Origin of the sequence: Idiomarina sp. 29L, assembly GCF_004123135.1 — a bacterium.
GTDB lineage: Bacteria > Pseudomonadota > Gammaproteobacteria > Enterobacterales > Alteromonadaceae > Idiomarina.
Window position 1 is genome coordinate 11625 of record NZ_SDJS01000001.1, and the last position, 25235, is coordinate 36859.

Genomic DNA, 25235 nt, shown 5'->3' on the forward strand with positions numbered 1-25235 from the left:
GGGGGGGTTAGGCCGCTTTGAGCGGCCTGTTTAAGACTTTAAGAAAGTATCAACGAAATTCACACGAAAAGTTTACAACTCCTTAACTTCCTGTTAGATTCTAGACAGCTTCTTTAAAAGAAGCGAAATAATAAAAACGTTCCAGGGAGTTTTTTACTCATGAAAAATATGACATTTCGTAAAAGCTTAACGGCAGCAGCAGTAGCTGCTTCTTTAGGCTTTCCTGCTTTAGCAGTTGCGCAAGACACAGAAGAAAAAGTTGAGCGTATTGAAGTTACAGGTTCACGTATTAAACAAGTGGATATGGAAACTGCGTCTCCAGTTACTGTAATAACTGCAGAAGATATTCAAATTTCAGGTGAGCCAACAGTTGCTGACGTATTGAACAATGCGTCTGTTAACAGCTTTGGTTCATGGCGTGGTGTTTCAGGTTACGGTTCAGGCGGCAGCGCTACTAGTAACGTGAACATGCGAGGCTTAGGGCCAAACTATACATTGGTGCTTTTAGATGGTCGCCGTATGCCAGGTACAAGCTCGAGCTCAGGCTCTGCAGCTGATACTTCGCGTATCCCAATGGCTATCGTTGAACGCATCGAAATACTTCGTGAAGGTGCATCTGCTGTATACGGTTCAGACGCTGTTGCGGGTGTAATTAACATCATCACGAAGAAAGACTTTACTGGTCTTAACTTTACTTATGACGCTGAGCGCCCTAAAGCCGACGGCGGTGACAGCGATCGCTTCACTGCATCTACTGGTTTTGCAACGAATAAAGGTAATATTACTTTTACCTTTGAAAACTATCGTACCGATGCAGTATTTGACCGTGAACTATGGTCAGAATTAGGCGGCTCTTCATACAGTGCAGTTCCTAACGCGAAAGGCGCTGATAGCGGAGACTGGTATTCTGCTGACTTCTGTGATGTTGCTGAAAACGTCCACCCAAGTGGCGATGGTCGTTGCCTATATGAATTTGGCCAAGTAACTAAGTTCTTTGGTGATGTTGAGCAAAACTCAATTTTATCAAACTTCAATTACAACTTAACTAACGATATTCGTTTCCGTGGTCGCGCAAGCGCTTCATTATCAGAAACTGATACTCGTTATGCAGGTACGCCAGTATCAACAACTGCACCAACAATGTCTGCAGATAACCCATATAACACGACAGGTGAAGACCTAACGTTATCTATGCGTTCTGCTCAAATTGGTGAGCGTGATACACGTACTGAAATCAACACTATCGATTTCTTAGGTGGTTTGGTTGGTTTTGCGGATATCGGTAATGGCGTAGATTGGGAAATCAACGGCCAATACAGCAAATCAAGCACTCGCTCGTTCAACTCAAACTTGGTTAACGACGTAACTATCCAGCGTTTGATTGATAGTGGTGAATACGATTTATTGAATACTTCAGGAATGAGCTTTGAAGACTGGAATGCTCAAATGACTGATTTGTATTCTCAAGCTGCTCACACAGGCCTTTACCGTGCTGAGTTTGATAGCACGCAGATTGATGGTTTTGCATCAACACTGTTGTTTGATAACGGTACAGTTTCAATGTCTGGCTTGATCGGTGCTGAGTTCGAGAGAATCGAATTTACACAACAAAGCGACCCTCAATCAGCATCAGGTAATGTATCAGGTGGTTCAGGTGGTGATGACGTATTCGCAGATCGCGACCGTACGTCAGTATACGCGGAACTACAAACTACACTGCCGGGCGACTTAGATGTTAGTGCAGCGGTTCGTTATGACGAATACGATCAAGAAGGTGATGTTGGTGCTCAAGTTGTTGGTGGTAAATTTGATAACGTGGCTCCACAGCTAGGTATCGCATGGCGTGCAACTGATTCTTTGCTATTACGTGCAAGCTGGGGTGAGTCTTTCCGTGCACCAAACATGGGCGAAATGTTCTCTTCTCAAGCGCTAAGCTTTGAAACAGCAGTAGATACTTTATGGTGTGATCAACCTGGCAACTCGGATCCAGTATACTGTGATCAGTCAGGTACTCAGCATAAAACTTGGTTCGGTGGAAACCCAGATCTACAGCCAGAAGAAGGCGAATCTTTAACAGCTGGTCTTGTGTATAACATTACTGACGACTGGTCTGCAGAGCTTTCATACTACGACGTTACTCTGGATAACAAAATCGCAGCTATCAGTGTAGCTCGCTTGTTAGCGGAAGAACGTGAGAATGGCATGGGCTCTAACCCTGCAGTAGTGCGTGACCCGAACACTGGTCAAATCGACACTATGTATAGCTTTGACCAAAACATGGCAAGCTTGGAAACTTCTGGTTTCGATTTCAAAACTAACTACAACGTTAGTACTGACTTCGGTGATATCGGTGTTAAAGCTGAAGCAAGTTATGTTCGTGAATACGTAGAACAAACTGCACCAGATGCGGCACCATTTGACTATGCTGGTATCCAGGATTACCCAGAACTGCGTGCGAACATGTCTGTTGACTGGAAGCACAACGAATGGGGAGCTGCTTGGACCACATACTACATCGGTCCTCAAGACTCTGGTAACGAAGAGTACGGTGTGACTTACTTAAATGCTATTCCTAGCTACGTTAAGCATAATGTACAGTTCTCGTACAACCATGCGTACAACGGTCGCATCACTCTAGGTGTGAACAACGTATTTGATAAAGAGCCAACTGGCTGGTACGACGGTTTCCGTGACTATCGTGACGTAACTTGGACTCTTTATGATGTATTAGGTCGTTCTATCTTCTTCAAGATTGAACAATCTTTCTAAATCCTAATTTTTTAGGAATAAAAGGCTGACTCTTTTTGAGTCAGCCTTTTCTTTTTGGGAGCCCTTATAGACAGAGACATTATAATAGCTCGCTATTTCCCCTAAACCTCCGCTCATACCTGCCGATACAAAAGCATCGACGTTTTAAATCCAGGTGCGTTTATGTTTCTTCGCTCTATTCTTTTGGCAGTAATGACCGTGCTTTTCAGTAGCTCAGTAATAGCACACGTTAGTAATCCTCACGAGAAAATTAGCGATGACTTGGCTGCTCAGCTCGCCAATCAGTTACAACAGGCTAATCAGCATTACGGTTATTCAAATATAGGGGTGACACGTTGGGTACTGGCTGAAACATTAGAGCTTCCATCACACGGCGACTCCATGCATAAGCTTAGTCATCAACTCAGTGAAAGCCTCTATGCACATCTCAAAGAACGTAACCTAGACGTGGTCGAGTTTAGAGCACAGGACTATGTGACACTGACAGCTGAGGGTTCAACTAACATGACGCGCAATGTCGACGAGCTGGAGGCTCAGCCAAAGCTTGACTGGGTATTAGTTGGCACTCTGTCACGGAAGGATGATGGTGCGGTTGTGAACTTGCGTATTATTGATCGTCGTAGTCAGGAAGTACTGGCCGCGGCCAATCGATACGTGCCGAAACACTTGTATTGGCCGAATAAGCAAACAGAAATGGTTGATGGTCGACTACAGCGCCATTAAAACGCAGGGGTAGGGGAGTTATTATGAATGCACTAACTAGAATAGTTGTATCGGCTGCTGTGTTAAGTCTAATGTCAGCCTGTACCGTATTACCTGCAAAGCAGCAGGTAGCAAAAGAGCAACCGCTGGAAGTCTATTCACAGCCTTACAGTGCAAAATACAGCGCTCAGCTGGCAGAACAGTTGGTTGATAATGCGAGTGTTCGCCTGAGTGGTGTTAAAGTGGGTATTACCAATCTTGTCGGTGTAACGGGTCAGTACAATGAGAGCTCTGCCCTCAGCCAGGTGCTGTCTGAGCAGTTAGTGCAGGAGTTACACCGCCGAGAGCTGAGTGTATTAGACTTTAAAACAACGGACTTTATTCGTGTCACACCAAACGGTGATTTTGCGTTAACGCGCGACTACATGGAGCTTGATGAAATAATGCCAATAACCCACGTTATGGTAGGAACTCTCTCGCATTATCGTGATGGTATCATGGCAAACGCTCGTCTGGTCGATATCAACACCAAAGATGTCGCTAGCGTGGCTCAGGTATTTATACCGGCTCACGTGGTTCAGCAATTAAGTGAAGACCATGGCAAGCCGGTAATCAGAAAGGCGCCTTAACGCTTAAGGCGCTATTTCAATTGAGCTTCTAACTCACCCATAAACTCCCGGATACGTTCGGCGTTTTTACCGACGTCACTACGACCAACGCGAGACTTACTGCGAATATCCAGTTCACTGCCGTCTGCAGTGGAGCGTATGCGTATCACTACATCGTCTTTAAAGCCAAACCAAGTGGTTGTAGCGGTAGCTTCTATTCGACCGGCAGCCCCTGAGCTTTCAACTATCTCCCAACCCATGTTTTTAGAAGCTTGTACGGCGGCTTCGAACAACTCTGCGGGTGACACCAAGGCTTCATAAGTCGTTAGTTCAGGATAAGCTTTCAGTTGTTGTTTTGCCGTCTCTTCGCCGGCGTACTCAACCGGGTTAGGGGCATCAGCGCGAAGTGGGACAATAGCGACAAACTTCGGTGGGTTTTGTGTGTCGGTGGTAATATCATGAATCGCAGGCACGTTTTGAGCCTTCAAATATTGGCTAAACGGCATATAAACGGAAACAGCGCCGGCAATAATGGCTAAACCGCTCAACCCTGCAACCAGACCTTGGGGGCGGCGAATGAAATACCAAATAATATTCAGAATGAATGCAGCAGCACCGATATAAAGTGCCCATCGCAGCATTAAGAATGCGGTGCCTAAGTCGGCAGTGCCACTTTTATACAAGGGCCCAGATACTGCCAACAGTATCACCGACAAAAAGCCGAGAAAAATAAACAAACCATGTAACGCTTTCATAACGAAACCCTCTTAATAATGTTGCCTGCTATTACGTCACTAACCTTGGTTCGGGTCAACAAATACCGATATTTGTTAAACGAAAAAGTAGTAAACTTCGTAGTAGTGAATAGGCAATATTTGGCTAATAATTAAAAACAAGGACAAAGCCGATGAAAACGTGGTTCCTCGCCGCATTACCCCTAGTTGCTTTCCATGCTGTAGCACAAGAAAAGCCGATAGAAATTATAGAAGTCATAGGTCGTGATACCTCATCGGTTGTGCTGCCATCTGAAGAGTCAACCGAAGGTCTATTTGGCTTAGCTGAGAGCTTGCAGGATATTCCGCGTGCGGCTACGGTCATTAATGAGTCGTTAATGGAGGAGGCAGCTATTAATGACTTACATGATATTGCGCGCTTTGCCCCCAACAGTTTTGCAGCGGCTGGTTTTGGAAATCCGTCGCTACCTACATTACGCGGGCAGCTTGGCGAGTTGTATGAAGCCGGTATGCGTCGTCAGGCGGGCAATAACGGTTTGGGTATTCCAATGTCGTTTAATGCCATAGAGGGCATGGCGGTTGTTAAAGGTGCGCCGCCGGTTATGTTGGGTACGTCACAGCGTGTGGGGGGCTTCGTCAATTTGCAGCCGAAAACCGCTCGCCTGAATGACATAAATACCCAGGTAAAAGCGCAGCTAGGCCAGTGGAGTCAGTATCGTTTTCAGGTTGATCACAACTGGATTCTAAAAGAAGAAGAACAGGGTCTAAGAATAAGTGCGGAATACGTCGATGAAGACAGCTTTTACGATTATCACCATCATCGTAGTGATGATGTTCTGTTAGCTTACAAGTTTGCCCCGAACGATGATACTCAGCTGGATGTGTCTCTGGAGTATTACGATGTCGAATGGACAGACAACGCCGGTATCAACCGCCCGACTCAAAATTTGATTGATAATAACTTATACATTACCGGACAGGGCGTACAGCCGAATGGTTCACGCGTTCCGGGGGCTGGCGCTGTGATAAACCCGACCGGTGAAGTACGTATTGACCGCAGCACCACCTTAACCGACCCGCTTGATACCAACACCGCCGAAACGGCGTTATTGCATGCTAAATTTCAGCGCTGGCTGAACGATGACATGGTACTGGTAAACCGCACGTACTATCAGTACTTAACCCGTGAAGGTATTAACCAAAACAGCTTTGTGGAAATTATTGATGATGCGCACACCTTTGAAAATCGCACTGAGCTGCATATTAATAAGAAGACAGTGGTTGGTATTAATCTGCGTATAAATGACGTGTTGGGATACAGCCAGTTCACCACCGAAGCAGATAACCCGATTGATTTAACCGGCCCTCTGGATAATCGCCGAATTCCATTAACCCCAAGTCAGCAAGCGCGACTGATAGAGTTGCGTCCCGGTTTGTTTGTATCGCCTGGTGCACAGTATGATTTAGACGGTGACGGGGCGGGGGATTTCAACCTATCTGATACCACCGACTCGACCAGCTATCAGTGGGGAATTTTCGCACAACATGAACTCGAGCTCACTGACAAATGGCGCGTCACCGGCGGTGTAAGAGCTGACTATTATGATGTGAAGGCTAAGGATCCTATTGCGCCGCAAGGGACAGAAGCTAAGAGTGATACCTACAGTGACTGGCTAAGCGCGATAAGTTTGTCGACGCAATACGATTGGACACCGAACCTGACGCTATATGCTACGGCTTATGAGAGTGATTCAACATCGAATTCCATGGCGGGTGGCACAGTGTTAAATGGTTCGGGAGTCATTGATGAACAAAACTTTGCGACTGAAAACACGCTTTACGAAGTTGGCATAAAGTACGCACCATCAGGCGCTCGCTGGTATGCAGACGCGGTATTATTCGACCAGAAACGAAGCTTGCGTAACCGCGATGGGTCGAACAGTGGTATTCGTACCGAGGGGCTGGAAACTCAGTGGCATTACGCGAGTGAAACTGGCTATTGGGTAACTTTAGCCGCCAGTTATATCGATGCGCGTTGGGATGACTCCGCCGCGTCGCAAGGAACCCGCCAAGTTGCGGATGCGTTTGATAACTCGCGCCCTGATACTATTGAAGGTACAGGCTTAGGCTCGCCAAACTTCACATTATTCCCGGCGTCGAGTCAGCAACTGCAGGGAATACCGGAAGTACAAGCGTCCGTTGTTGCGGGTTGGAATATCACGGAAAAGTGGTCGGTTGGCGGCGATTTAAGCTACACCAAACACTATCCGTTAGATTATTTACAGACCGTTTTTATTCGTGATCAACATACGCTCAACCTGAATTCACGTTATCGTTTTAGCGAACAACTGAACGTGCGCCTGGATGTGTTCAATGCCACCGATCAGGACAACTGGTCACCGGTATTCGAAGGTGGCTATTTTGGTGCAACTCTGGCGTTTCCATCACAGCCGGTACATGCCCGCTTGAGTGTTAATTACGAGTTTTAAGGAAGACAAATGTCATTGAAAAAGCTGTTGTTGCTGTTGGTTATCGCTGCTTTGTTTGTCAGTGCGTTTGCGTTCGATCTTACGCAATACTTATCTCTGGATGTGCTTAAGGAGAAACAGCAGCAGCTTAACCAGCTTTTCATGGACTATCCGCTGCAAACCTTTGCCATTTATTTCGCCATTTACGTTATTTCTACGGTACTTTCTCTGCCGGGAGCGACCGTATTAACACTCGGCGCCGGGGCTATTTTCGGTTTTGGCTGGGGCTTGCTGCTGGCAAGCTTTGCGGCTTCACTTGGTGCGTTTTTGTCGTTCTTGAGCGCTCGCTTTATCCTCCGGGACTGGGTGCAGGATAAGTTTGGTGAGCGCCTTGACGCCATAAACCGCGGTATTGAGCGCGACGGGGCGTTTTATCTTCTGAGTCTGCGGTTAGTGCCTATTTTCCCGTTTTTTGTCATTAACCTGGTTATGGGGCTCACCCCAATAAAAGCCTGGACCTATTATTGGGTCAGTCAGGTCGGCATGCTCTTGGGGGCGGCTGTATACATTAATGCCGGCACACAGCTAGCGCAAATTAATAGTTTGGGCGACGTGGTGTCGGCTGATTTAATTGGTGCCTTTGTACTTCTCGGCATAATGCCTATTATTGCTAAGCTTATTCTTAGTTTGCTGAAGCGTCGTAAAGCATTTAAAGGCTACAAAAAGCCGAAGTCATTCGACAATAACCTTGTGGTTATTGGTGCGGGCTCGGCTGGGTTAGTCAGTGCTTACATAGCGGCCGCGGTAAAAGCCAAAGTAACCCTAATTGAAAAGCATAAAATGGGCGGCGATTGCTTAAATACAGGGTGTGTGCCATCTAAAGCGTTATTGCACGTTGCAGAGCTGGCCCATAACGCCCGAAATGCAGGCAAAAGCGGTGTCAGTGTGGGTGAGGTGAGTGTCGACTTTAAGCAGGTGATGCATCAGGTTCAGTCAGTCATTAAAGACATAGAGCCGCATGACTCAGTCGAGCGCTATACCAAGCTAGGGGTGAATGTGGAGCAAGGCAGTGCAAAAATTCTTTCGCCATGGGAAGTTGAAATAGAGGCTGACGGTGAAGCCAAGCGCGTAACCACCCGCAGCATTATCATTGCCACTGGGGCAAAGCCGTTAGTACCTGACTTTGAAGGTTTGGATAAAGTCAGTTATTTAACCTCGGATACCTTGTGGGACTTAGAAGAACTGCCCAAGCGATTGCTGGTATTAGGCGGTGGCCCTATTGGTTGTGAGCTTTCACAAGCGTTTCAGCGGTTAGGTAGTCAGGTAACACAGGTGGAAATGGCTGAGCGCTTAATGGGTCAGGAAGACCAGGACACGGCTGAGTTATTAACGAAGCGTATGGTTCATGAAGGCATTGATATCAAGTTAAACCATAAGGCCATTCGCTTTGAAAAGAAGGGAAATGAATCTGTTCTTATTGCTGAACATAGCGATAAAGAGGTGATAATAGCCTTCGATAAAGTCATTATAGCCTTGGGTCGCCAACCCAACATTTCCGGCTTTGGGCTTGAAGAACTGGGTGTGCAAACCAATAAAACGGTCAGTACCAATCAGCTATTGCAAACGAACTTCCCGAATATCTACGCTTGTGGTGATGTCGCCGGACCGTACCAGTTTACTCACGTTGCGTCGCACCAAGCCTGGTATGCGTCAGTTAATGCGCTGTTTGACCCGTTCAAAACTTTCAGAGCTGATTATTCCGTTATTCCCTGGGTGACTTATACGTCGCCGCAAGTTGCTAACGTTGGGTTAACCGAACAGCAGGCAAAAAAAGCGAATAAAGAGTATGAAGTGACGGAGTACGATATTGGTGAGCTCGATCGCGCCATTGCCGATGACAATGCTTATGGTCGCGTGAAAGTGTTAACCAAACCGGGCAAAGATGAAATATTAGGTGTCAACATTGTTGGGCCTCAGGCAGGTGAGCTTTTAGCGGAATACGTACTGGCGATGAAACATGGCATTGGGCTGAATAAAATGCTGGGTACCATTCACAGTTACCCGACATTGGCAGAAGCCAATAAATACGTAGCCGGTGAATGGAAGCGCGCCAATGCGCCGCAGAAGCTGCTAGCATGGGTAGAGAAATTCCATCGCTGGCGCCGGAGCTAATATGCGTAGACTTGTTGCCGTTACATTTTTTCTTGTGATTTTTCTGGGGACAGCGCCAATAAAAGCCGAGGTCGTCAATTTTTATGCCTGGGGCGGTTCAGCGCAAGTAAATAGTTACTTACGTTGGGCGCAACAAGAATTAGAAGCTGAAGGCATTGAGTTTCGACACAATAAAGTGGCTGACGTATCCGAGGTAGTGAAACAAATTATCAGTGGTCATTCCAACGCGGATATTATCTGGATAAACGGTGAAAACTTTCACGCCTTAAAAGACGCGAATGCACTGCTGCCCATTGTTGGTGATATTAAAGCCACGCAACACATTAACCCAGAACTCAACTGGCAAACCGATTTTGGTGAACCGGTGAACGGTTTGGAAGTCCCCTGGGGCGTTGGTCAGTTTAACCTCATCGCTCGTCCTGGTGTGTTTGGAACGGAAGCGGTGAGTGCTGAAGAACTCATGCGCGCTGCTCATGAGTATAAAGGCCGAATAAGTTACCCAAAGCCGCCGGAGTTTCACGGTACGACGTTTTTAAAGTCATTACTGTTGTCGTTGTATCCGGAGCGTCGTTCGGTTTTCCAGCAACCGATTCAGTCAATTAACGCGCAAGAACTCACTCAACCGCTCTGGGACTACCTCGACAAACTGCATCCGCTACTATGGCAACAGGGTGACAACTTTCCGTCATCCGCTGGCGAACAAGTGTCTTATTTAGCCAATGGACTGTTGATGATAGCGGTAAGTTTCAACCCCAATGACAATCAGACCTTAGTGAATCAGGGGCGGTTGCCGGCTGGGGTTAAAAGACACACATTGTCTGACCACGCTATTACCAATACGCATTATTTGGCGATTCCTAAAACCGCTAAAAGCGTGGAAAAAGCGAAGCAAATTATTGAGTTCATGCTGTCCCCTAAAGCCCAGCGGCGCAAAGCAGATACGAATCGCTGGGGTGACCCGTCTGTCTTAAAACCCGAGCGACTTCATACTAAAGAAAGTAGTCGGCAGACAGAACTGTTACCAGCAACCGATGACTTTCATGTTAGCTGGCAATCGTATTTGGAGCAGGAATGGTCCGCGCGCTATCAATAATCATTATGTTAGCGCTGATCGTGTTACCGGTTGGCAGTGGATTATTGCTATTGTTGCTGTCTTCTTTTAGCGCCGAGTCAGGGATAACCAGCAACGCCGCTCATTTCATTTTACGTGAGCACGCTACTTTGCTGTCGACGCTGCTGGCTGCTGTTTTGGCGCCCTTGGTCGCCTGCTATTTAGCCTTATGGTTGGCTCCAGCGCTACTCAAGCGTCCTACGCTACAACAGCTGTTATCACCATTGCTGTCAGTGCCGCACGTCGCATTTGCGGTGGGGCTGATGCTGCTTTTTAGTCCCTCAGGCTGGCTTATTCGTTTGGCTGAGAGCATCACCGGGCTGTTACCGTTTCCACCGCAAGGCTGGCCATTACCGGAAAAATCTGTGATTACCGTTATAGTCGTGCTGGTATTAAAAGAGTTGCCATTTTTGCTGCTGATGATAGCCGCTCAGCTAAAACAAGTACCTGCCAGCTCCTGGCTGACTCAGGCACAAAGTTATGGGTACAGCGAAAAACAGGCCTGGTGGCGAGTAGTAACACCGGAGCTTGTAAAGCGTTTAACGTTACCAATGGCTGCCGTGATTATTTACTCTCTATCGGTGGTTGATATTCCTTTATTAGTCGGGAGTAATACAGAGGCGCTATTGGCGCAACGCGTTTACGAATGGACTTTTCAGTTTTCAAGCGAGAGTCAAAGCAAGGCGCTGGCTGGCGCCTGGATTCTTATGGCGATGGCCGCCTTGCTTCTCTTTATTAACCGTCAGCATGCCAGGTTGTATCGTCAGTGGATGCTTATTAAGCCGTTGCGAAAACGAAGGCTAACGAAAGGAAGGTTGACTCATGCCCCTTCTTCCGACAGATTGGCGAGCGGCGTATGGTTATTACTGGGTCTTTTGTCATTCGCGATTATCGCTGTATTAATGCTACAAAGTTTAGCGTCAAGCTGGTTTTACCCGGCCATTATGCCTGAGTCTCTCAGCTTTCACCGTTGGCAAACTGAGTTAGCTTACTTAACTCAGCCCTCACTAAACAGCTTTTGGTTGGCGATAATTAGCAGCATACTGGGAGTGATATGTGCTGTGGTACTGCTTGAGGCTCAGCGGCAACATCATAAAAAATCGTTAAACGGCTGGCTTTTGATTGCCTTACTGGTTCCTCAAGTGCCGTTAGTTCTCGGCTGGCAGCTGGTACTGGGGGAGTATTTGGACGAAGGCAAAAGCGGCTCGAGGGTATTATGGTCACACACTGTTTACACTGTGCCCTATGCGTACTTAGTCTTACACGGTGCCTATACTCAATTTGACGACAAGTGGCTGATAAAAGCCCAAAGTTTGGGCTACTCTGCACGACAAGCCTGGTGGAAAGTCATGTTGCCTATGTTGAAAGCGCCGCTAACAACGGCTTTCGCCATCGCTTTTGCGGTCAGCATTGCGCAGTATTTACCAACCCAATGGCTTGGGCAAGGGCTAACACCGACACTGACCACTGAAGCGGTAAGCGTCGCCAGTGGCGGTGATTGGCGTATAGGCAGCCTTTATGCGTTGCTGCAAACGCTGCTGCCACTTATTGTGTTTATTGGCGTAACTTTATTGAACACAGGATTAAGACGTACACATTCAAAAGCGAAACGTTATGCTGAACATTCGTAATCTGGCTATATCTTCTCAAATAGAAAACGGTCAAAACACGCTGCTGCTTCGACTGAATAATCTCAGCATCCAACCGGGTGAGGTAGTGACTCTAATGGGCCCCAGCGGTGTCGGGAAGTCGACGTTATTGCGTTGGGTGCTCGGTGAATTACTGCCTGACTTCACAACCCAGGGTGAACTGATGCTGGATGACAGAGACATTAGTGAGCAACCGATAGCGCAGCGGCAAATAGGTATGATGTTTCAAAAAGGCGGCTTATTTCCACATATGACGGTCGCTGAGAATTGCTTATTCGCGCAAAAGCCGCGCTCAATGCTCAAACCTAACGAGCAAGCAGAAAAAGCGCGTGCAATGTTGAATGACTTGGCACTCAACGAAAAATGGGCTGACTATCCACATAGCCTTAGTGGTGGTCAGTATTCGCGCATTGCGTTGCTTTGTGCGTTGCTGGCAGAGCCGAAAGCGATGTTGTTGGATGAGCCCTTTTCCGCACTTGATGCGGGGTTACGGGCAGAAGTTCGTGACTGGATTTTTAAACAGCTGGCAGCAGCGACTATTCCTGCACTGATGGTGACACATGATCGAGCCGATGCCAGCGGGCGTATAGTAATGGTCAACGAGAACAAAGAGATAGTCGATGCTTGATCCCAAACTATTACCGATAACCCGAGCGTTGCTGGACATTCCGGCGCGGTTGCTGATCAAGCTGGGCGTGACCGCGGACCAGGTAACGGTGGCAGGCTTTGTTGTTGGGTTACTGGCGGTGCCGTTGCTGGCGTTTGAATACTACACATTTGCGCTTATCCTGATACTGCTAAATAGGCTGGCCGACGGTCTGGACGGAGCCGTTGCCAGACGGACGCAACTGACCGATGCCGGCGGTTACATCGATATTGTGCTCGACTTTATTTTTTACAGCGCCGTGGTCTTTGGCTTTTTACTGGCATCGCCAGAGCAAAACGCGGTGGCGGCCGGTGTGCTATTAGTCACCTTTATGGGGACGGGCGCGACCTTTCTGGCGTTTGCCAGTGTGGCGGGCAAGCAGGGGATTGAAAACCCGTCTTACCCTAATAAGTCGCTGCATTACATGGGGGGGGTAACGGAGGGTTTTGAAACCATATTGGCCTTTGTTGCATTCTGCTTATGGCCACAGCAATTTGCCACGCTGGCTTACGTGTTTGCCGCTCTCTGCTGGATTACTGCGATAACTCGCATTGTGGCGGGTTACCGAACCTTGAAAAAGGGAGCGGCGAATAGTGTCTGAAACAGCCTGGCGACTCAGCGTATTTTTAGGCGTGCTTATTCTCATGGTGTTGTGGGAATATGCCTCACCTAAGCGCAAGTCGCGATACAGCCGCAAGCAGCGTTGGCCTGCAAACTTAGGTATTGTGGTTATCGATACCGTACTGTTGAGAATTATTGCACCGGTCGGCTTAACCGGCATTGGGCTGTGGGCGGCGAACAACGGCTGGGGACTTTTGAACATGACCATGACGAATAGTCTGCCGTTTTGGATAACGGTGGTTATGAGTGTTATTGCGCTTGATATCGCGATTTACTGGCAGCATCGCCTATTTCATCGGGTGCCACTGCTATGGCGTTTGCACCGAGTGCATCATGCCGACCCGGACTTTGATGTAACCACAGGCCTGCGTTTTCACCCCGCAGAAATTGTTTTGAGCTTCTTTATTAAAGCAGCCGTGGTCATTGCCTTGGGTGCGCCGGCATTGGCCGTTATTATTTTCGAAATTGTTCTGAACGCCTGCTCGTTGTTTAATCACGGTAACGTGGCGCTGCCAAAGCCCCTTGAAAAAGTGGTAAGAAAAATTTTAATTACACAAGAGCTGCACCGTATTCACCATAGCGTCGAAAAAGAAGAAACGAACAGTAATTACGGGTTTAGTGTCAGCTGGTGGGATCATTTGTTCAGAAGCTTTACCGCTGAGCCGAAAGCAGGATCAGACGATATTGACATTGGTCTTAAGGAATACCGCGATCAGACCGTAACAACAAAAATTCTGGGCGTGCTGGAAATACCTTTCACGCGCAAATGATTCAGTTTTGCGTCCCCGGCAGGAGTCGAACCTGCGACCTATTGCTTAGGAGGCAATTGCTCTATCCATCTGAGCTACGGGGACGTGCCGCGAATTATGCCAGAACCGGCAGACGGTTTCATCCCCTAGTCAATGGGGACAACCCAGTCTCTCACCTGCACGTTATGCAACATGTTACCGCTGGTTAGCCGAGCGACAGCTGTGCTTTGTTGAACTTGCTGAACTTCCACCTCAAACTGGCTGACTTCCCATTTTTGGCGGAAGCGGCCTTGGTCGTCGGTAAAGTGGCTTGGGTGGAGAACTTTTAACTTATCGCCAACGTTCACGCCATGCTGTTCGCCCAAATTAAACTGGACAGTTTTATCATCGACCGCAATGACCCGGCCTCGCACCGGTTTACAGAGCAGCTTTTCTTTAACGCCACCGGCTAAATCCTCTAGACCACTTGCAAGAGCAGCGCCAAACGGTTCATCCCAGAAGTTTGCGGTTGCAACGTCGACGGTGGCGGAACGATCAAATGTCCAGGGTTGAGTGTCTTCGACTCGAGCGCGAGTTACAAGTTGCCCCGTGCTGGCATCCATTAAATATAGGGTCAATGCATAGTGGCGATCGGGCGTTGAAGACCATAACCAGCCCGAGTCGGTATTCATCATAGCTAAGTCGTCAAACAATCCAAACACGACGAACTGACTGTCGTTAGCCAATCCTAAACTACGTGCCATACGTCCCAGCTCTTCCAGGTTCAGGCCACTTAATGCATCGTTTAGGCCCGCGTGACGTTGTAAGGTGTGGGCAATATGAATTTGACTGCCGACACCACCTAATGTGCGCGAAAAGCGCTCAGCAGACACTTCGCCGATATCCCAGATTTGGCCCCAGGTACCATGGGCGCGGTCGCGCAGCTCAAACGGCACAATAGTGACGGAGTTTTTATAGCTACTGCGGGCGCATTCGCCCTCGCGGTTCCAAATGTCTGCGCGTAGTAAAACCACGACACGATCGTCTCGAACTTCCTCTCGAACGATAGAAACTTGATCGACATTGCCACGACTGGTCCACTGGGTTTCTGTGTTACTCAGGACGCCATCAACAACCTGCTGAATGCTGCTGATACTGCCACCAGAAGAGAGCAAAGCTTGTTGAAGAGCGTTTTCAATGGCTTGCTGGCGCGCTTTCTCGACGTCGCCATTAACAATGCGTGCGGTACCTTGTGCTTCAATCCAGCGGGCGCTGCTTGGAAACGCAAGGAAAATAAGTGACGCGAGTAAAAGCAAGGTCTTCCAGTTCATGTGTCGTATCCCAGATTCATCCAAAGTGTCGATTTATTGTCGGTCTTTGTCTTATGTGGCTTTCTCTGAAATTAACTGCAAGAACCTTGCCAAACTATAGGCTAAATGCGCTCTTAATAATATACAACGCGTTTTACTTTTTGCTGTCGGTTAGTACTTTGATACAAGCGGTGAACTTTTTCGAAGTCTAAGCGCAGTTCTGTTGCGTAATACTCTCCAACAGTATACGTCTTCACGACTTCGGCGCCACGAATAACGCCGTCAACCGATGCTTGGAAGCTATCGTTATTCAACGCCCAGTCTTCCACTGAGCTGCTGCCGGCAATGCGTTGTCCATACACTTGTTCCGCAAGTTCGCGATACGCAGCCAGCTTAGAGGCACGCATCGCGTTTAGGTCTTTCACTTGAGCCGAGTCACCTGATTGCTTTTCAATAGGCGCATAGCCAACCGCGTTTAATACCGGAAAGGTGTCAGGCGTTTGAGTTTCCCATTCGACGTGCTTTTGATCGTACACAAGGTTGTTATAAGCCGCACAGCCACTTAAGACCATTGATGAAAGAACAATACCCAGTGTCAAAATTTGCTTTGTCATAACGACCCCTAAGGACTAAAACGTACTAATCGTTATAACGGCTGAAACGCAGAATTCTTTAACGAATTTTGCCTTTACTATTGTAGGTAAGAGAGTCTTTGCGGGCTGACTGTAAAATACTTTGCTTGAGCTGATCAATGCTGTTCAGAGTGGATTGAACAACACGCTCATTGACTTGGTTTTGGTGTTGGATATTGGCAAGGGTTTGCTTAATAGACTCAACCGCAGTGGCTAACTGAGGGTCTTCTTTCAGCGTGTCTTTATCGGGGTGCTCTGACAACAAAGTGTCGAGGCGTGTCACTTCGGCCAGAGCTTTTTCTTTTTCGGAAGTAATAGCAGGAACGTCGGCATGCTCGCGATCGACAATGGCATTTAGCTCACGCTGTTGCAGCAAAGCCAGCCTATCTAGCGACTCCGCCATGTCATCAAGCAATTGGTTAACCGACGCAACTTCCGTCATTATTCGTCGTTACCGCCAGCGAAAAGGTCAGATTCAAACTGCGCAAGTTTTGACGCTAACTGCTCAACATTAATTTTGTATGAGCCGCTTTCAATTTCTGCTTTAATTCTGTCCACTTTAGCTTGGTCGATACCACTGCTGTTCATGGCCTTTTCCTGCAATCCGCCCAGTTGTTGCGCTTCGCTGGTCAAAGAAACCGCGTCACCGCCTTTCTGAGCAACCGATGCAGAATTACCCGCCTGGCCGTTTTGAACCTGGCGATTGCTTGATTTGTTTTCGATACTGGTGTTTTTCAGTCCAGCATTATTAATGTTAATAGCCATTGTGTTGCCTCGCTAGATAGTAAGTCTCGGTTATTTATCGACCATACCCGAAAAAACTTAACTAAAAAATCCACTTTTTTGTAAAGTATTTTAAAGGTTGACGGTAACCTCGTTCAGCCCTGTCACAACCGCTTCTATCGACTTGCCTGAGCGGGCGTTTTTCACAACAACCGATTCGCCTTTTAAGCCGTCAGCTAACGCTTTTCCGTCAGCGGTAATTCTTAATGCCTTATTCTTAGCCACTATTGTAACCGTTTGGTCCTCACAAACAAGGCAGGTATCGCTTGGTCGAATTGCCTGACCGGCGCCAATGCGCTTTTTGACGCGAGCGCCAACCAATAGTTCCTTCGTTGTATAAACGTTTGAACGTATTTGGTTTAGGTCGACTTCGGCAAAGGTCAAATCACTTTCGCTAATCATTTGGCCCGGAGACATAGGACCCGATGCGGTGACCACATTTTTATAGCGGTAAATTCTGACCGGCACATAGGTTCGCCAACCGTTTGCGGAAGCACACTTAATTTCTACGGTTGTGTAGCCATCTAACCTTGCGTTGCTCGCTAAGCCAACCTCTGGTGCCGCTGAACATCGTTTTGCTGTCATTCGGGGATCCAGGTTATTCGCAACAACGTCAATGCGGCCACTTTCCGGTGCACTGACCCGAGAGCGAACAAAATCATGCGCCAGAGTCTGTAATGCCTTATAATCGAGACGTACGTCATTACTTTGTGCCAGCGCATTATTTGGGGTAAAGCCCAAGAGCAAAATCGTTATTGCAAAAAGCGAACTGATCAACAGCGATTTACGTACTATCATAAAAATATCCTGACGTTATCTTCTAAGGTTATCTGGCTGCCTGCCGAAAAAAACGGTATAACGTCAAAAGTTCGGCGGCTCGACCAATACATATTTGCTAATAGTGGTTTAAGCAAATACCGTGCCGAACAAAGGTAGCCTGCCATATTACAGGAGTGAAGCATGGCCAGTATTCTCGATTCAGTGAATCAGCGCACACAAATGGTCGGACAAAACCGACTGGAGTTATTGTTGTTCAGGTTAACAGGGAAACAACGCTTCGGAATTAATGTGTTTAAGGTCAGAGAAGTTTTACCTTGTCCTAAGTTAACGGCAATGCCAAATCGAAACCCGCTTGTAAGAGGTATCGCACATATCCGAGGTCAGGCTATCTCCATTATTGATTTGAGTATGGCAACCGGTGGTCCGGCTATTACCGACATTGAAAACCGCTTCGTCATTATTTCTGAATACAACAGAACTGTTCAGGGATTTCTGGTCGGTGGCGTTGACCGCATTATGAACATTAATTGGGAAGATGTTATGCCACCACCCAAAGGGGCAGGGCGTGACGCTTATCTGACCGCAGTGACAGAAATTGAGAACGAGTTGGTTGAGATTATTGACGTCGAGCGTATTTTAGCTGATATCGTACCCATTAATTCCGATGTGAGTGAAGAAGTCGCTAACGCAGAGATTAATGTCGCTAAAGAAGATTTGACCATTCTCATCACTGACGATTCGTCTGTGGCGCGTAATCAAATAAAGCGCGCTTTGCAATCTTTAGGCATTCACCTTGAAGTCAGGAAGAACGGAAAGGAAGCACTCGAATATCTGAAAGATAAAGCAAAAGAACTTGGTGGTAGCGCACACACGCATGTGCCAGTTATTGTTTCCGATGTAGAAATGCCGGTCATGGATGGTTATACACTGACTGCAGAGGTAAAAGCCGATCCCGATTTACGTGATATTCATGTTATTTTGCACACATCATTGAGTGGTGTCTTTAATCAAGCTATGGTGAAGAAAGTCGGCGCCGATGATTTCATTGCAAAATTTCATCCCGATGAGCTGGCGACAGCCGTTCAAAAATGGCTTAATACCGTCGTAGCCTGAGACAAATCAACTGTAGCCTGATGCTATTGCATCAGGTGAGATGCTCCTGACGTAATAACGTCAGGCTACGCATAGTGATTTATCGGGCTACGGCAGACCGAAAGAACAAATTGAAACGGAAGCAGTTAATATAACGTGTCGAATCGCGAATTAAGTTTATCGGAATACCAAGAGTTTCGTCAGTTTCTGGAGCACCAGTGCGGTATTGTGCTGGGCGAGAGTAAATTGTATTTGGTCAAAAGTCGGCTCAGCCCGTTAATGGGGCGCTTTAATATTGACTCGTTGTCAGAGTTGGTAAAGCGTTCTATGAAAATCAGTGAACGCGCCCTACGGGCTGCAGTTATTGACGCCATGACAACGAATGAAACCTTATGGTTTCGTGATACTTATCCCTTCCAAATTTTGCATGACCGTATTTTTGCTGAATACAAAAACCATACGGGACCGTTAAAAATATGGTCAGCAGCATGCTCCTCTGGGCAAGAGCCGTACTCCATTGCCATTACTTATGATGAATTTAAAGCCAAGAATCCTGGCGCTCTCAGAGGTGGTATCAAAATAACGGCGACCGATATATCCAATAAAGTGCTTGAACAGTGTGGCATTGGCGAATACGACAGCCTGGCATTAGCACGGGGCTTATCGGCAGAACGTCGGCAGAAGTACTTCACCGATGGTAGCAAGCCGGGATCGATGAAAGTAAGGGATAACCTAAAGACGCACATTCATTTCCGGCACCTGAACCTGCTGGACAGCTACTCATTGCTCGGCAAATTTGACGTTATCTTTTGCCGCAATGTGCTTATTTACTTCGCCCCGGAAGTAAAGCGGAAAATAATTGCCCAATTTCGGCAATCACTTAACCCGGGGGGCTATCTTATTCTCGGTGCCTCGGAGTCTATTTCGGGTTTAACCGATGACTTTGAAATGATCCGCTGCAACCCCGGTATTATCTACCGTCGTAAATAACGACGTCCCGTAGTCTCCTTTTCAATAATAAGTGCCAGGACTTCTGGCACGATACCTGCATTGTCTTCACCATCGAACACTGTGGAGACAAAAAAATGGCACTTTCCATGGATAAAATTATGGGAATACAGCAACACACGTTGGGCATACGCACCCAACGTGCGGAGCTTATTGCCAATAATATCGCTAACGCAGATACCCCCGGTTACAAGGCCAAAGGGCTGGATTTTCAGCAAGCGCTGCAACAGGCACAGCGCGGCATCGAAACCCACAAAATGGCGCGTACCCATGAAAAACATTTCAATGTTGAAATAAAACCGCAGGGCACAGAGAAGTTTCGTGTGCCGAATCAACCTGATACCGGTGACGGTAATACCGTTGATGTGCAGTTGGAACAAAACTTGTATGCACAGAATGCACTGGAATACGAAATGACCATGAACTTTCTTGACGGCCGCATTAGCGGTGTGAAGAAAGCCCTAGGCGGCGGACAGTAGGTGAGGTGAAAAACAATGAGCCTATTTAATATTTTTAACGTGACCGGTTCGGCAATGAGTGCACAGTCAGTGCGACTGAACACCACTGCCAGTAATCTGGCGAACGCGAACTCGGTCAGCAGCAGTATCGATGAAACTTACCGTGCCCGGAACCCGGTCTTTGCAACGGCGTTGGCCGACGCGCAGGGCGACTACCGTGGTAACAGCCTGACCAACCAGACTCAGGCTGGACAAGCGGCAGGCGTCAAGGTACTGGGCATTGTTGAAAGCAATGACCCTTTGCAGGTTGAGTACGCACCAAACCACCCCATGGCGGACGAAAATGGCTACATCTATAAGCCGAACGTTAACACTATGGAAGAAATGGCCAACATGATTTCGGCATCCCGCTCATACCAGACCAATGTTCAGGTGGCGGATACTGCCAAAACAATGACGCAGCGTTTATTACGTCTGGGTCAAGGGTAAGCAGGAGATAACAAATGGAAGGCGTAAGCAATAACTCCTACATCGACAGCATGAAATGGAAGAAGGACGAAGGCGCAAAATACGCTGATCCTGACGAGCAGCAGAAGCTCCAGCAGGAAGACTTCTTCAAGCTGTTGACGGAGCAGCTGAATATGCAGGACCCGTCCAAGCCGGTCGAGAACGATCAAATGATTGCGCAAATGACCAGCTTCACCATGGCGGAAGGTATCACCGGGCTGTCAGAACGTTTTGACCAGTTTGCAGAAGATATGACGTCAAACCAGGCGTTGCAGGCGTCGACCATGGTTGGGCGTAAAGTGTTAGTGCCAACTGACCAGGCTAACCTGGAAGAGGGAGCTGGCGTCTCGGGCATGATAGCGACGCCACAAACGGCGCAGAATGTGAAGATTAACATCAAAGACTCTAGTGGCGCTGTGGTGAAAACCCTGAACTTGGGTGACATGCCGGAAGGCACCAAAGAGTTTGAATGGGATGGAACCACGACAACGGGTGAGCAAGCGCCGGCCGGTAATTACACATTCTCAGTGAATGCGACCGTTGGCGGACAAACCGAAGAGCTTCCATTACAAATGCATGCGCGTGTTCAGAGCGTCAGTACTGGCGGTGAACGTGGCGTTGTTCTGAATCTTAAAGGATTAGGTGGCATCCGGCTTTCCGATGTCTCTGAAATTAGTTAACAGGTGAGGTGACCTATGTCATTTAATATTGCACTCAGCGGTATCAACGCATCTCAGAAAGACTTAGATGTAACTGCTAATAATATCTCAAACGTAAAAACGTCGGGCTTTAAACAGTCACGCGCAGAATTTGCGGACGTTTATGCCACCAGTATTTTTAATGCCGGTAACACGAAAGTCGGTGATGGTGTGTTGACGTCGTCAGTGGCGCAGCAATTTAGTCAGGGAACGCTAGACTTCACTGAAAACTCGCTGGACATGGCCATTTCTGGTAATGGCTTCTTTGCCACCACAGACGGCTTAGGCTCTCGCGATATGACTTATACACGTTCAGGAGCTTTTAAGTTAAATAGTGATAAGTTTATTGTTGATAATCAGGGTAATTTTTTGCAAGGTTACCAAGTAAATCGGAATAGTGGAGCTACTTCTTCAACAAGTTTAGCAACAACTCAGCCTATTCGAGTACCTGATGTAGCAGGAGCACCGCAGCAAACCCAAAATGTTTTTACAAGCTTTAACGTTGATGCGCGTTTAACAAACATTCCTGATAATGGAGGTGGCCCACCTCCAACATCAAATTTTGATCCAGATGCGCCATCAACTTATAACGCTTCGACGTCTGCCACAGTTTATGACTCGTTGGGAGAGTCACATATATTATCAACTTATTACGTGAAACGTGGCTCAAACCAATGGGATGTTTATGCGACATTTGATGGTAAAGAAATAGATATGGGAACAGCCGCCAATGCAAATGGCGGTGCTGAGTCCGCAGCCGGCTCTGTAGGCCGTCGAATTTCCTTTAACCCAGACGGGACTCCTAATGTAGCGGCTCCGAATATCACCTTTCCGGAAGCAATTATTGATCTAAGCGGTAGCGATCCAAATGGTGACCCTTACCTAACAAATGGCGCGGATAACACGCAAACCGTTCAGTTTAACTTTCAAGATGAAACGGGCACAACAGCGCCTACACAGTTTGCGTCCGATTTCGAAGTAACTACACTCGATCAAGATGGGACAACGGTAGGCCGTCTCACAAACGTTGATATAGGCAAAAACGGTTTGATCGCAGCAACCTACTCAAACGGTGACGTTCAGTACCTAGGGCAAGTTGCCTTAGTTCGTTTTGCTAACGAACAAGGACTAACCCAAATTGGCGGCACTAAATGGCGTGAGAGCATCGATTCGGGAGAGCCTTTATCAGGTGAAGCAAACTCTGGCACTTTCGGCTCGATAGAAGCATCCGCGCTTGAAAACTCAAACGTGAACCTGACGAAAGAGCTGGTGGATTTGATTTCTGCACAGCGTAACTTCCAGGCGAACTCGCGTTCGTTGGAAGTGAATAACACCATTAACCAGACTATCTTGCAGATTCGATAACTGAATTCGCTGGAAAATAAAAAACAAAAGACGCCTTCGGGCGTCTTTTTTCGTTTTTGGCACGGAATCTGCATTGCATAGGGTAACGATCGAAAACGACAAAATTTTGGCTGGAGGTCAGCTATGGACAAAATGCTCTGGGTTGCCATGAGCGGCGCCAAAGAAAACATGAACGCAGTGGCGGTGCGGGCAAATAACCTTGCGAACGCTAATACCACTGGGTTTAAAGCCGACTTGCAACAAGCGCGTGCCATGCAAGCGTTTGGCGAAGGTTTGCCGACACGGGTATTTTCAATGACGGAAAGCCCTGGGCAGAACTTTGCCGCAGGCGGTTTGCAGACCACTGGCCGAAATATGGATGTCGCCATAAAAGATCAAGGCTGGATTGCTGTTCAGGATCAAAACGGTAATGAACGATATACCCGCAGTGGCAGTTTGCAAGTGGGTACTGACGGGCTGTTACAGAACTCGCAGGGTCATACACTGATTGGTGATAACGGACCTATTTTTGTACCCCAGCCAGTCGACAAGTTAAGTATTGGTTCTAATGGCAATGTGACCATTCGTCCTATGGGTGCGCCAGAAAACGTCAGTGAAGTGATTGGCCGTATTAAGCTGGTGAACCCGCCAAACGGCAATATTGAAAAAGGCACAGATGGCTTATTCAAACTGAAAGACGACCAGGTTGCCTTTGCCGATGCCAATGTCAAATTACAGATTGGGGCGCTTGAGACCAGCAACGTGAACAGTGTCGAAGAAATGACCAACATGATTGCCTTGCAGCGCCAGTACGAAATGAACGTCAAATTAATGAAAACCGCCGATGAAAATGCGCAGCGCTCAGAATCGCTGATGCGCATCAGTTAACCAATATTGCGTTAACGGCGTATAGAGGAGACATAACATGAACCCAGCATTATGGATCAGTAAAACCGGACTGGATGCGCAACAGCGCGATATCTCGGTAATTTCCAATAACTTGGCGAACTCCAGTACCATTGGCTTTAAGAAAAGCCGCGCGGTGTTTGAAGACTTGCTGTACCAAAACATTAATCAACCTGGCGGCCAGTCAGCTCAGGATACGGAGTTGCCGAATGGTCTTATGGTGGGTGCGGGTACCAAGGTTGTCGCGACACAAAAGGCGCATACTCAGGGTAACGTGCAGACCACCGACAATTCGCTGGATGTGATGATCGACGGCAAAGGATTCTTCCAAATTCTGATGCCGGACGGGACTATTTCCTACACGCGTAACGGTCAGTTTTCACTGAACGAAGACGGGGAAATGGTGACTTCGGGTAACGGCTATACGCTGGAACCTGCTATCCAAATTCCTGAAGACGCAATGTCCGTCAGTATTTCCCAAGAGGGTGAAGTGACTGTTACCCAACCCGGAAATCCGGACAATGTTGCCGTTGGCCAAATTAATTTAGTGAACTTTATTAACCCGGCTGGCTTAGAGCCGATGGGTCAGAACCTTTACCGAGAAACAGCGGTCAGCGGTGCGCCTTTAGAAGCGGTACCGGGCGTCGATGGCATGGGGAACACTATTCAGGGGGCTCTGGAAACCTCCAACGTCAACGTGACCGAAGAGCTGGTGAACTTGATAGAAAGTCAGCGCGGTTACGAGATGAACTCGAAAGTCATCTCTTCAGTTGACCAAATGCTGAGCTTTGTTACTCAGCAACTTTAATTAAGAATGAATAGCAGGTGGCTGTGATGCGTTACTTTTTAGCAACTTTAGCAATTTTAGCGGTGACAGGCTGTGCAAGTTCACCGCATAAGCCAATGCCGGACGACCCGTATTACGCACCGGTATTGCCGGAAGAACGTGCACAGCCGGTCGTGCCAACTGGGTCGCTATTTCAGGACGCTTACGCAGACAACCTGTATTCGGATATCAAAGCGCGTCGGCTTGGCGATATTATTACGGTGACCCTGCAGGAACGGACAACCGCCAGTAAAACTGCGACCACCGAAACCTCGAAAGAAAGTACGGCAGAACTTGGTGCGCCCACCATGTTCGGACGGGATATTACCGTTGGAGGCAACCCGTTGTCTGCCGGCATTAACGGAACGCGGGACTTTAATGGCGACGCCAGTTCGGACCAAAGCAATCAACTTACCGGTGAAATTACCGTGACGGTTATAAAAGTACTGCCGAACGGCAACTTAATTGTGCGTGGTGAGAAATGGATGCGTATTAATACCGGCGACGAGTACATTCGTTTAACCGGCATGATTCGCCCGCAAGACATCACAGCTGCTAATCAAATTCCATCGACTCGTGTTGCCAATGCGCGCATTGAATACTCAGGTACGGGTAGCCTTGCGCAAGTGCAGGAGCAAGGTTGGTTAACGCGTTTCTTTAACAGTCCAATTTGGCCGTTCTAA

General features: G+C 47.7%; 25 protein-coding genes and 1 tRNA gene. 19 read left to right on the plus strand and 7 right to left on the minus strand.

Annotation, left to right across the window (positions count from 1 at the left end; translation table 11 throughout):
- Positions 1-159: 159 nt before the first annotated feature.
- The 3 genes from EST55_RS00040 (at position 160) to EST55_RS00050 (ending at position 4100) form a co-directional block, all read left to right on the plus strand.
- On the plus strand, positions 160-2769 hold the full coding sequence (locus EST55_RS00040) for a TonB-dependent receptor (RefSeq protein WP_129496075.1): 2610 nt from the start codon (positions 160-162) through the stop codon (positions 2767-2769).
- Between the two features lie 162 nt (positions 2770-2931).
- Complete coding sequence (locus EST55_RS00045; RefSeq protein ID WP_129496076.1) at positions 2932-3492, plus strand: FlgO family outer membrane protein; 561 nt, start codon at positions 2932-2934, stop codon at positions 3490-3492.
- A 23-nt stretch (positions 3493-3515) separates the two neighbouring features.
- Positions 3516-4100 carry a FlgO family outer membrane protein gene (locus EST55_RS00050; RefSeq protein WP_100690598.1) on the plus strand — a complete coding sequence of 195 codons (585 nt, stop codon included), beginning with the start codon at positions 3516-3518 and terminating at the stop codon, positions 4098-4100.
- Positions 4101-4111: 11 nt separating this feature from the next.
- Here the strand turns inward: EST55_RS00050 and EST55_RS00055 are convergent, their stop codons facing one another.
- Positions 4112-4834: a DUF1499 domain-containing protein gene (locus EST55_RS00055; RefSeq protein ID WP_129496077.1), complete on the minus strand. Its 723-nt coding sequence runs from the start codon at positions 4832-4834 to the stop codon at positions 4112-4114.
- Positions 4835-4986: 152 nt separating this feature from the next.
- Between EST55_RS00055 and EST55_RS00060 the strand changes: the two genes are divergently transcribed.
- The 7 genes from EST55_RS00060 to EST55_RS00090 are packed head-to-tail and all read left to right on the plus strand — an operon-like array spanning position 4987 to position 14250.
- Positions 4987-7302: a TonB-dependent receptor gene (locus EST55_RS00060; RefSeq protein WP_129496078.1), complete on the plus strand. Its 2316-nt coding sequence runs from the start codon at positions 4987-4989 to the stop codon at positions 7300-7302.
- Between the two features lie 9 nt (positions 7303-7311).
- Complete coding sequence (locus EST55_RS00065; protein ID WP_129496079.1) at positions 7312-9453, plus strand: bifunctional TVP38/TMEM64 family protein/FAD-dependent oxidoreductase; 2142 nt, start codon at positions 7312-7314, stop codon at positions 9451-9453.
- Position 9454: 1 nt separating this feature from the next.
- On the plus strand, positions 9455-10546 hold the full coding sequence (locus tag EST55_RS00070) for an ABC transporter substrate-binding protein (protein WP_129496080.1): 1092 nt from the start codon (positions 9455-9457) through the stop codon (positions 10544-10546).
- Positions 10525-12195, plus strand: a complete 1671-nt coding sequence (locus EST55_RS00075) for an ABC transporter permease subunit (RefSeq protein ID WP_129496081.1) — start codon at positions 10525-10527, stop codon at positions 12193-12195. Before EST55_RS00070 ends, EST55_RS00075 begins: the two co-directional genes overlap by 22 nt.
- Entirely contained in the window at positions 12179-12841 is a 663-nt protein-coding gene (locus tag EST55_RS00080; RefSeq protein WP_129496082.1) for an ATP-binding cassette domain-containing protein, read from the plus strand. Before EST55_RS00075 ends, EST55_RS00080 begins: the two co-directional genes overlap by 17 nt.
- Positions 12834-13460 (plus strand): CDP-alcohol phosphatidyltransferase family protein, encoded by a 627-nt coding sequence (locus tag EST55_RS00085; protein WP_129496083.1) that lies wholly within the window; start codon positions 12834-12836, stop codon positions 13458-13460. Before EST55_RS00080 ends, EST55_RS00085 begins: the two co-directional genes overlap by 8 nt.
- Positions 13453-14250 carry a sterol desaturase family protein gene (locus EST55_RS00090; protein WP_129496084.1) on the plus strand — a complete coding sequence of 266 codons (798 nt, stop codon included), beginning with the start codon at positions 13453-13455 and terminating at the stop codon, positions 14248-14250. The genes EST55_RS00085 and EST55_RS00090 overlap by 8 nt, the downstream gene beginning before the upstream one ends.
- A 10-nt stretch (positions 14251-14260) precedes the next feature.
- Here the strand turns inward: EST55_RS00090 and EST55_RS00095 are convergent.
- The 6 genes from EST55_RS00095 to flgA all read right to left on the minus strand — a co-directional run bounded on the left by EST55_RS00095 (position 14261) and on the right by flgA (position 17731).
- A tRNA-Arg gene (locus EST55_RS00095) sits at positions 14261-14334 on the minus strand.
- Positions 14335-14375: 41 nt separating this feature from the next.
- Entirely contained in the window at positions 14376-15539 is a 1164-nt protein-coding gene (locus tag EST55_RS00100; RefSeq protein WP_129496085.1) for a flagellar assembly protein FlgT, read from the minus strand.
- Between the two features lie 113 nt (positions 15540-15652).
- Complete coding sequence (locus EST55_RS00105; protein WP_058579535.1) at positions 15653-16132, minus strand: LPP20 family lipoprotein; 480 nt, start codon at positions 16130-16132, stop codon at positions 15653-15655.
- Between the two features lie 58 nt (positions 16133-16190).
- Positions 16191-16592 carry a flagellar protein FlgN gene (locus EST55_RS00110; protein WP_088768682.1) on the minus strand — a complete coding sequence of 134 codons (402 nt, stop codon included), beginning with the start codon at positions 16590-16592 and terminating at the stop codon, positions 16191-16193.
- Positions 16592-16915 (minus strand): flagellar biosynthesis anti-sigma factor FlgM, encoded by a 324-nt coding sequence (gene flgM / locus EST55_RS00115; RefSeq protein ID WP_129496086.1) that lies wholly within the window; start codon positions 16913-16915, stop codon positions 16592-16594. Before flgM ends, EST55_RS00110 begins: the two co-directional genes overlap by 1 nt.
- A gap of 90 nt (positions 16916-17005) precedes the next feature.
- Complete coding sequence (flgA, locus tag EST55_RS00120) at positions 17006-17731, minus strand: flagellar basal body P-ring formation chaperone FlgA (protein WP_100690586.1); 726 nt, start codon at positions 17729-17731, stop codon at positions 17006-17008.
- A 162-nt stretch (positions 17732-17893) separates the two neighbouring features.
- Between flgA and EST55_RS00125 the strand changes: the two genes are divergently transcribed.
- The 9 genes from EST55_RS00125 (at position 17894) to flgH (ending at position 25235) form a co-directional block, all read left to right on the plus strand.
- Positions 17894-18826 (plus strand): chemotaxis protein CheV, encoded by a 933-nt coding sequence (locus EST55_RS00125; RefSeq protein ID WP_088768679.1) that lies wholly within the window; start codon positions 17894-17896, stop codon positions 18824-18826.
- Positions 18827-18961: 135 nt separating this feature from the next.
- Positions 18962-19795, plus strand: coding sequence for a protein-glutamate O-methyltransferase CheR (locus EST55_RS00130; protein WP_129496087.1), 834 nt, complete (start codon positions 18962-18964; stop codon positions 19793-19795).
- A gap of 95 nt (positions 19796-19890) precedes the next feature.
- Positions 19891-20292, plus strand: a complete 402-nt coding sequence (gene flgB / locus EST55_RS00135) for a flagellar basal body rod protein FlgB (protein WP_058579529.1) — start codon at positions 19891-19893, stop codon at positions 20290-20292.
- A gap of 15 nt (positions 20293-20307) precedes the next feature.
- The gene (flgC, locus tag EST55_RS00140) at positions 20308-20760 is read left to right on the plus strand and encodes a flagellar basal body rod protein FlgC (RefSeq protein ID WP_058579528.1); all 453 of its coding nucleotides are present in this window, start codon (positions 20308-20310) and stop codon (positions 20758-20760) included.
- 14 nt (positions 20761-20774) lie between these two features.
- On the plus strand, positions 20775-21458 hold the full coding sequence (gene flgD, locus EST55_RS00145; RefSeq protein WP_088768676.1) for a flagellar hook assembly protein FlgD: 684 nt from the start codon (positions 20775-20777) through the stop codon (positions 21456-21458).
- Positions 21459-21473: 15 nt separating this feature from the next.
- On the plus strand, positions 21474-22841 hold the full coding sequence (gene flgE / locus EST55_RS00150) for a flagellar hook protein FlgE (protein ID WP_129496088.1): 1368 nt from the start codon (positions 21474-21476) through the stop codon (positions 22839-22841).
- Between the two features lie 123 nt (positions 22842-22964).
- Positions 22965-23708, plus strand: a complete 744-nt coding sequence (gene flgF / locus EST55_RS00155; RefSeq protein ID WP_129496089.1) for a flagellar basal-body rod protein FlgF — start codon at positions 22965-22967, stop codon at positions 23706-23708.
- A gap of 37 nt (positions 23709-23745) precedes the next feature.
- Positions 23746-24534 carry a flagellar basal-body rod protein FlgG gene (gene flgG, locus EST55_RS00160; protein ID WP_088768673.1) on the plus strand — a complete coding sequence of 263 codons (789 nt, stop codon included), beginning with the start codon at positions 23746-23748 and terminating at the stop codon, positions 24532-24534.
- A 26-nt stretch (positions 24535-24560) separates the two neighbouring features.
- Positions 24561-25235 carry a flagellar basal body L-ring protein FlgH gene (gene flgH / locus EST55_RS00165; protein ID WP_100690579.1) on the plus strand — a complete coding sequence of 225 codons (675 nt, stop codon included), beginning with the start codon at positions 24561-24563 and terminating at the stop codon, positions 25233-25235.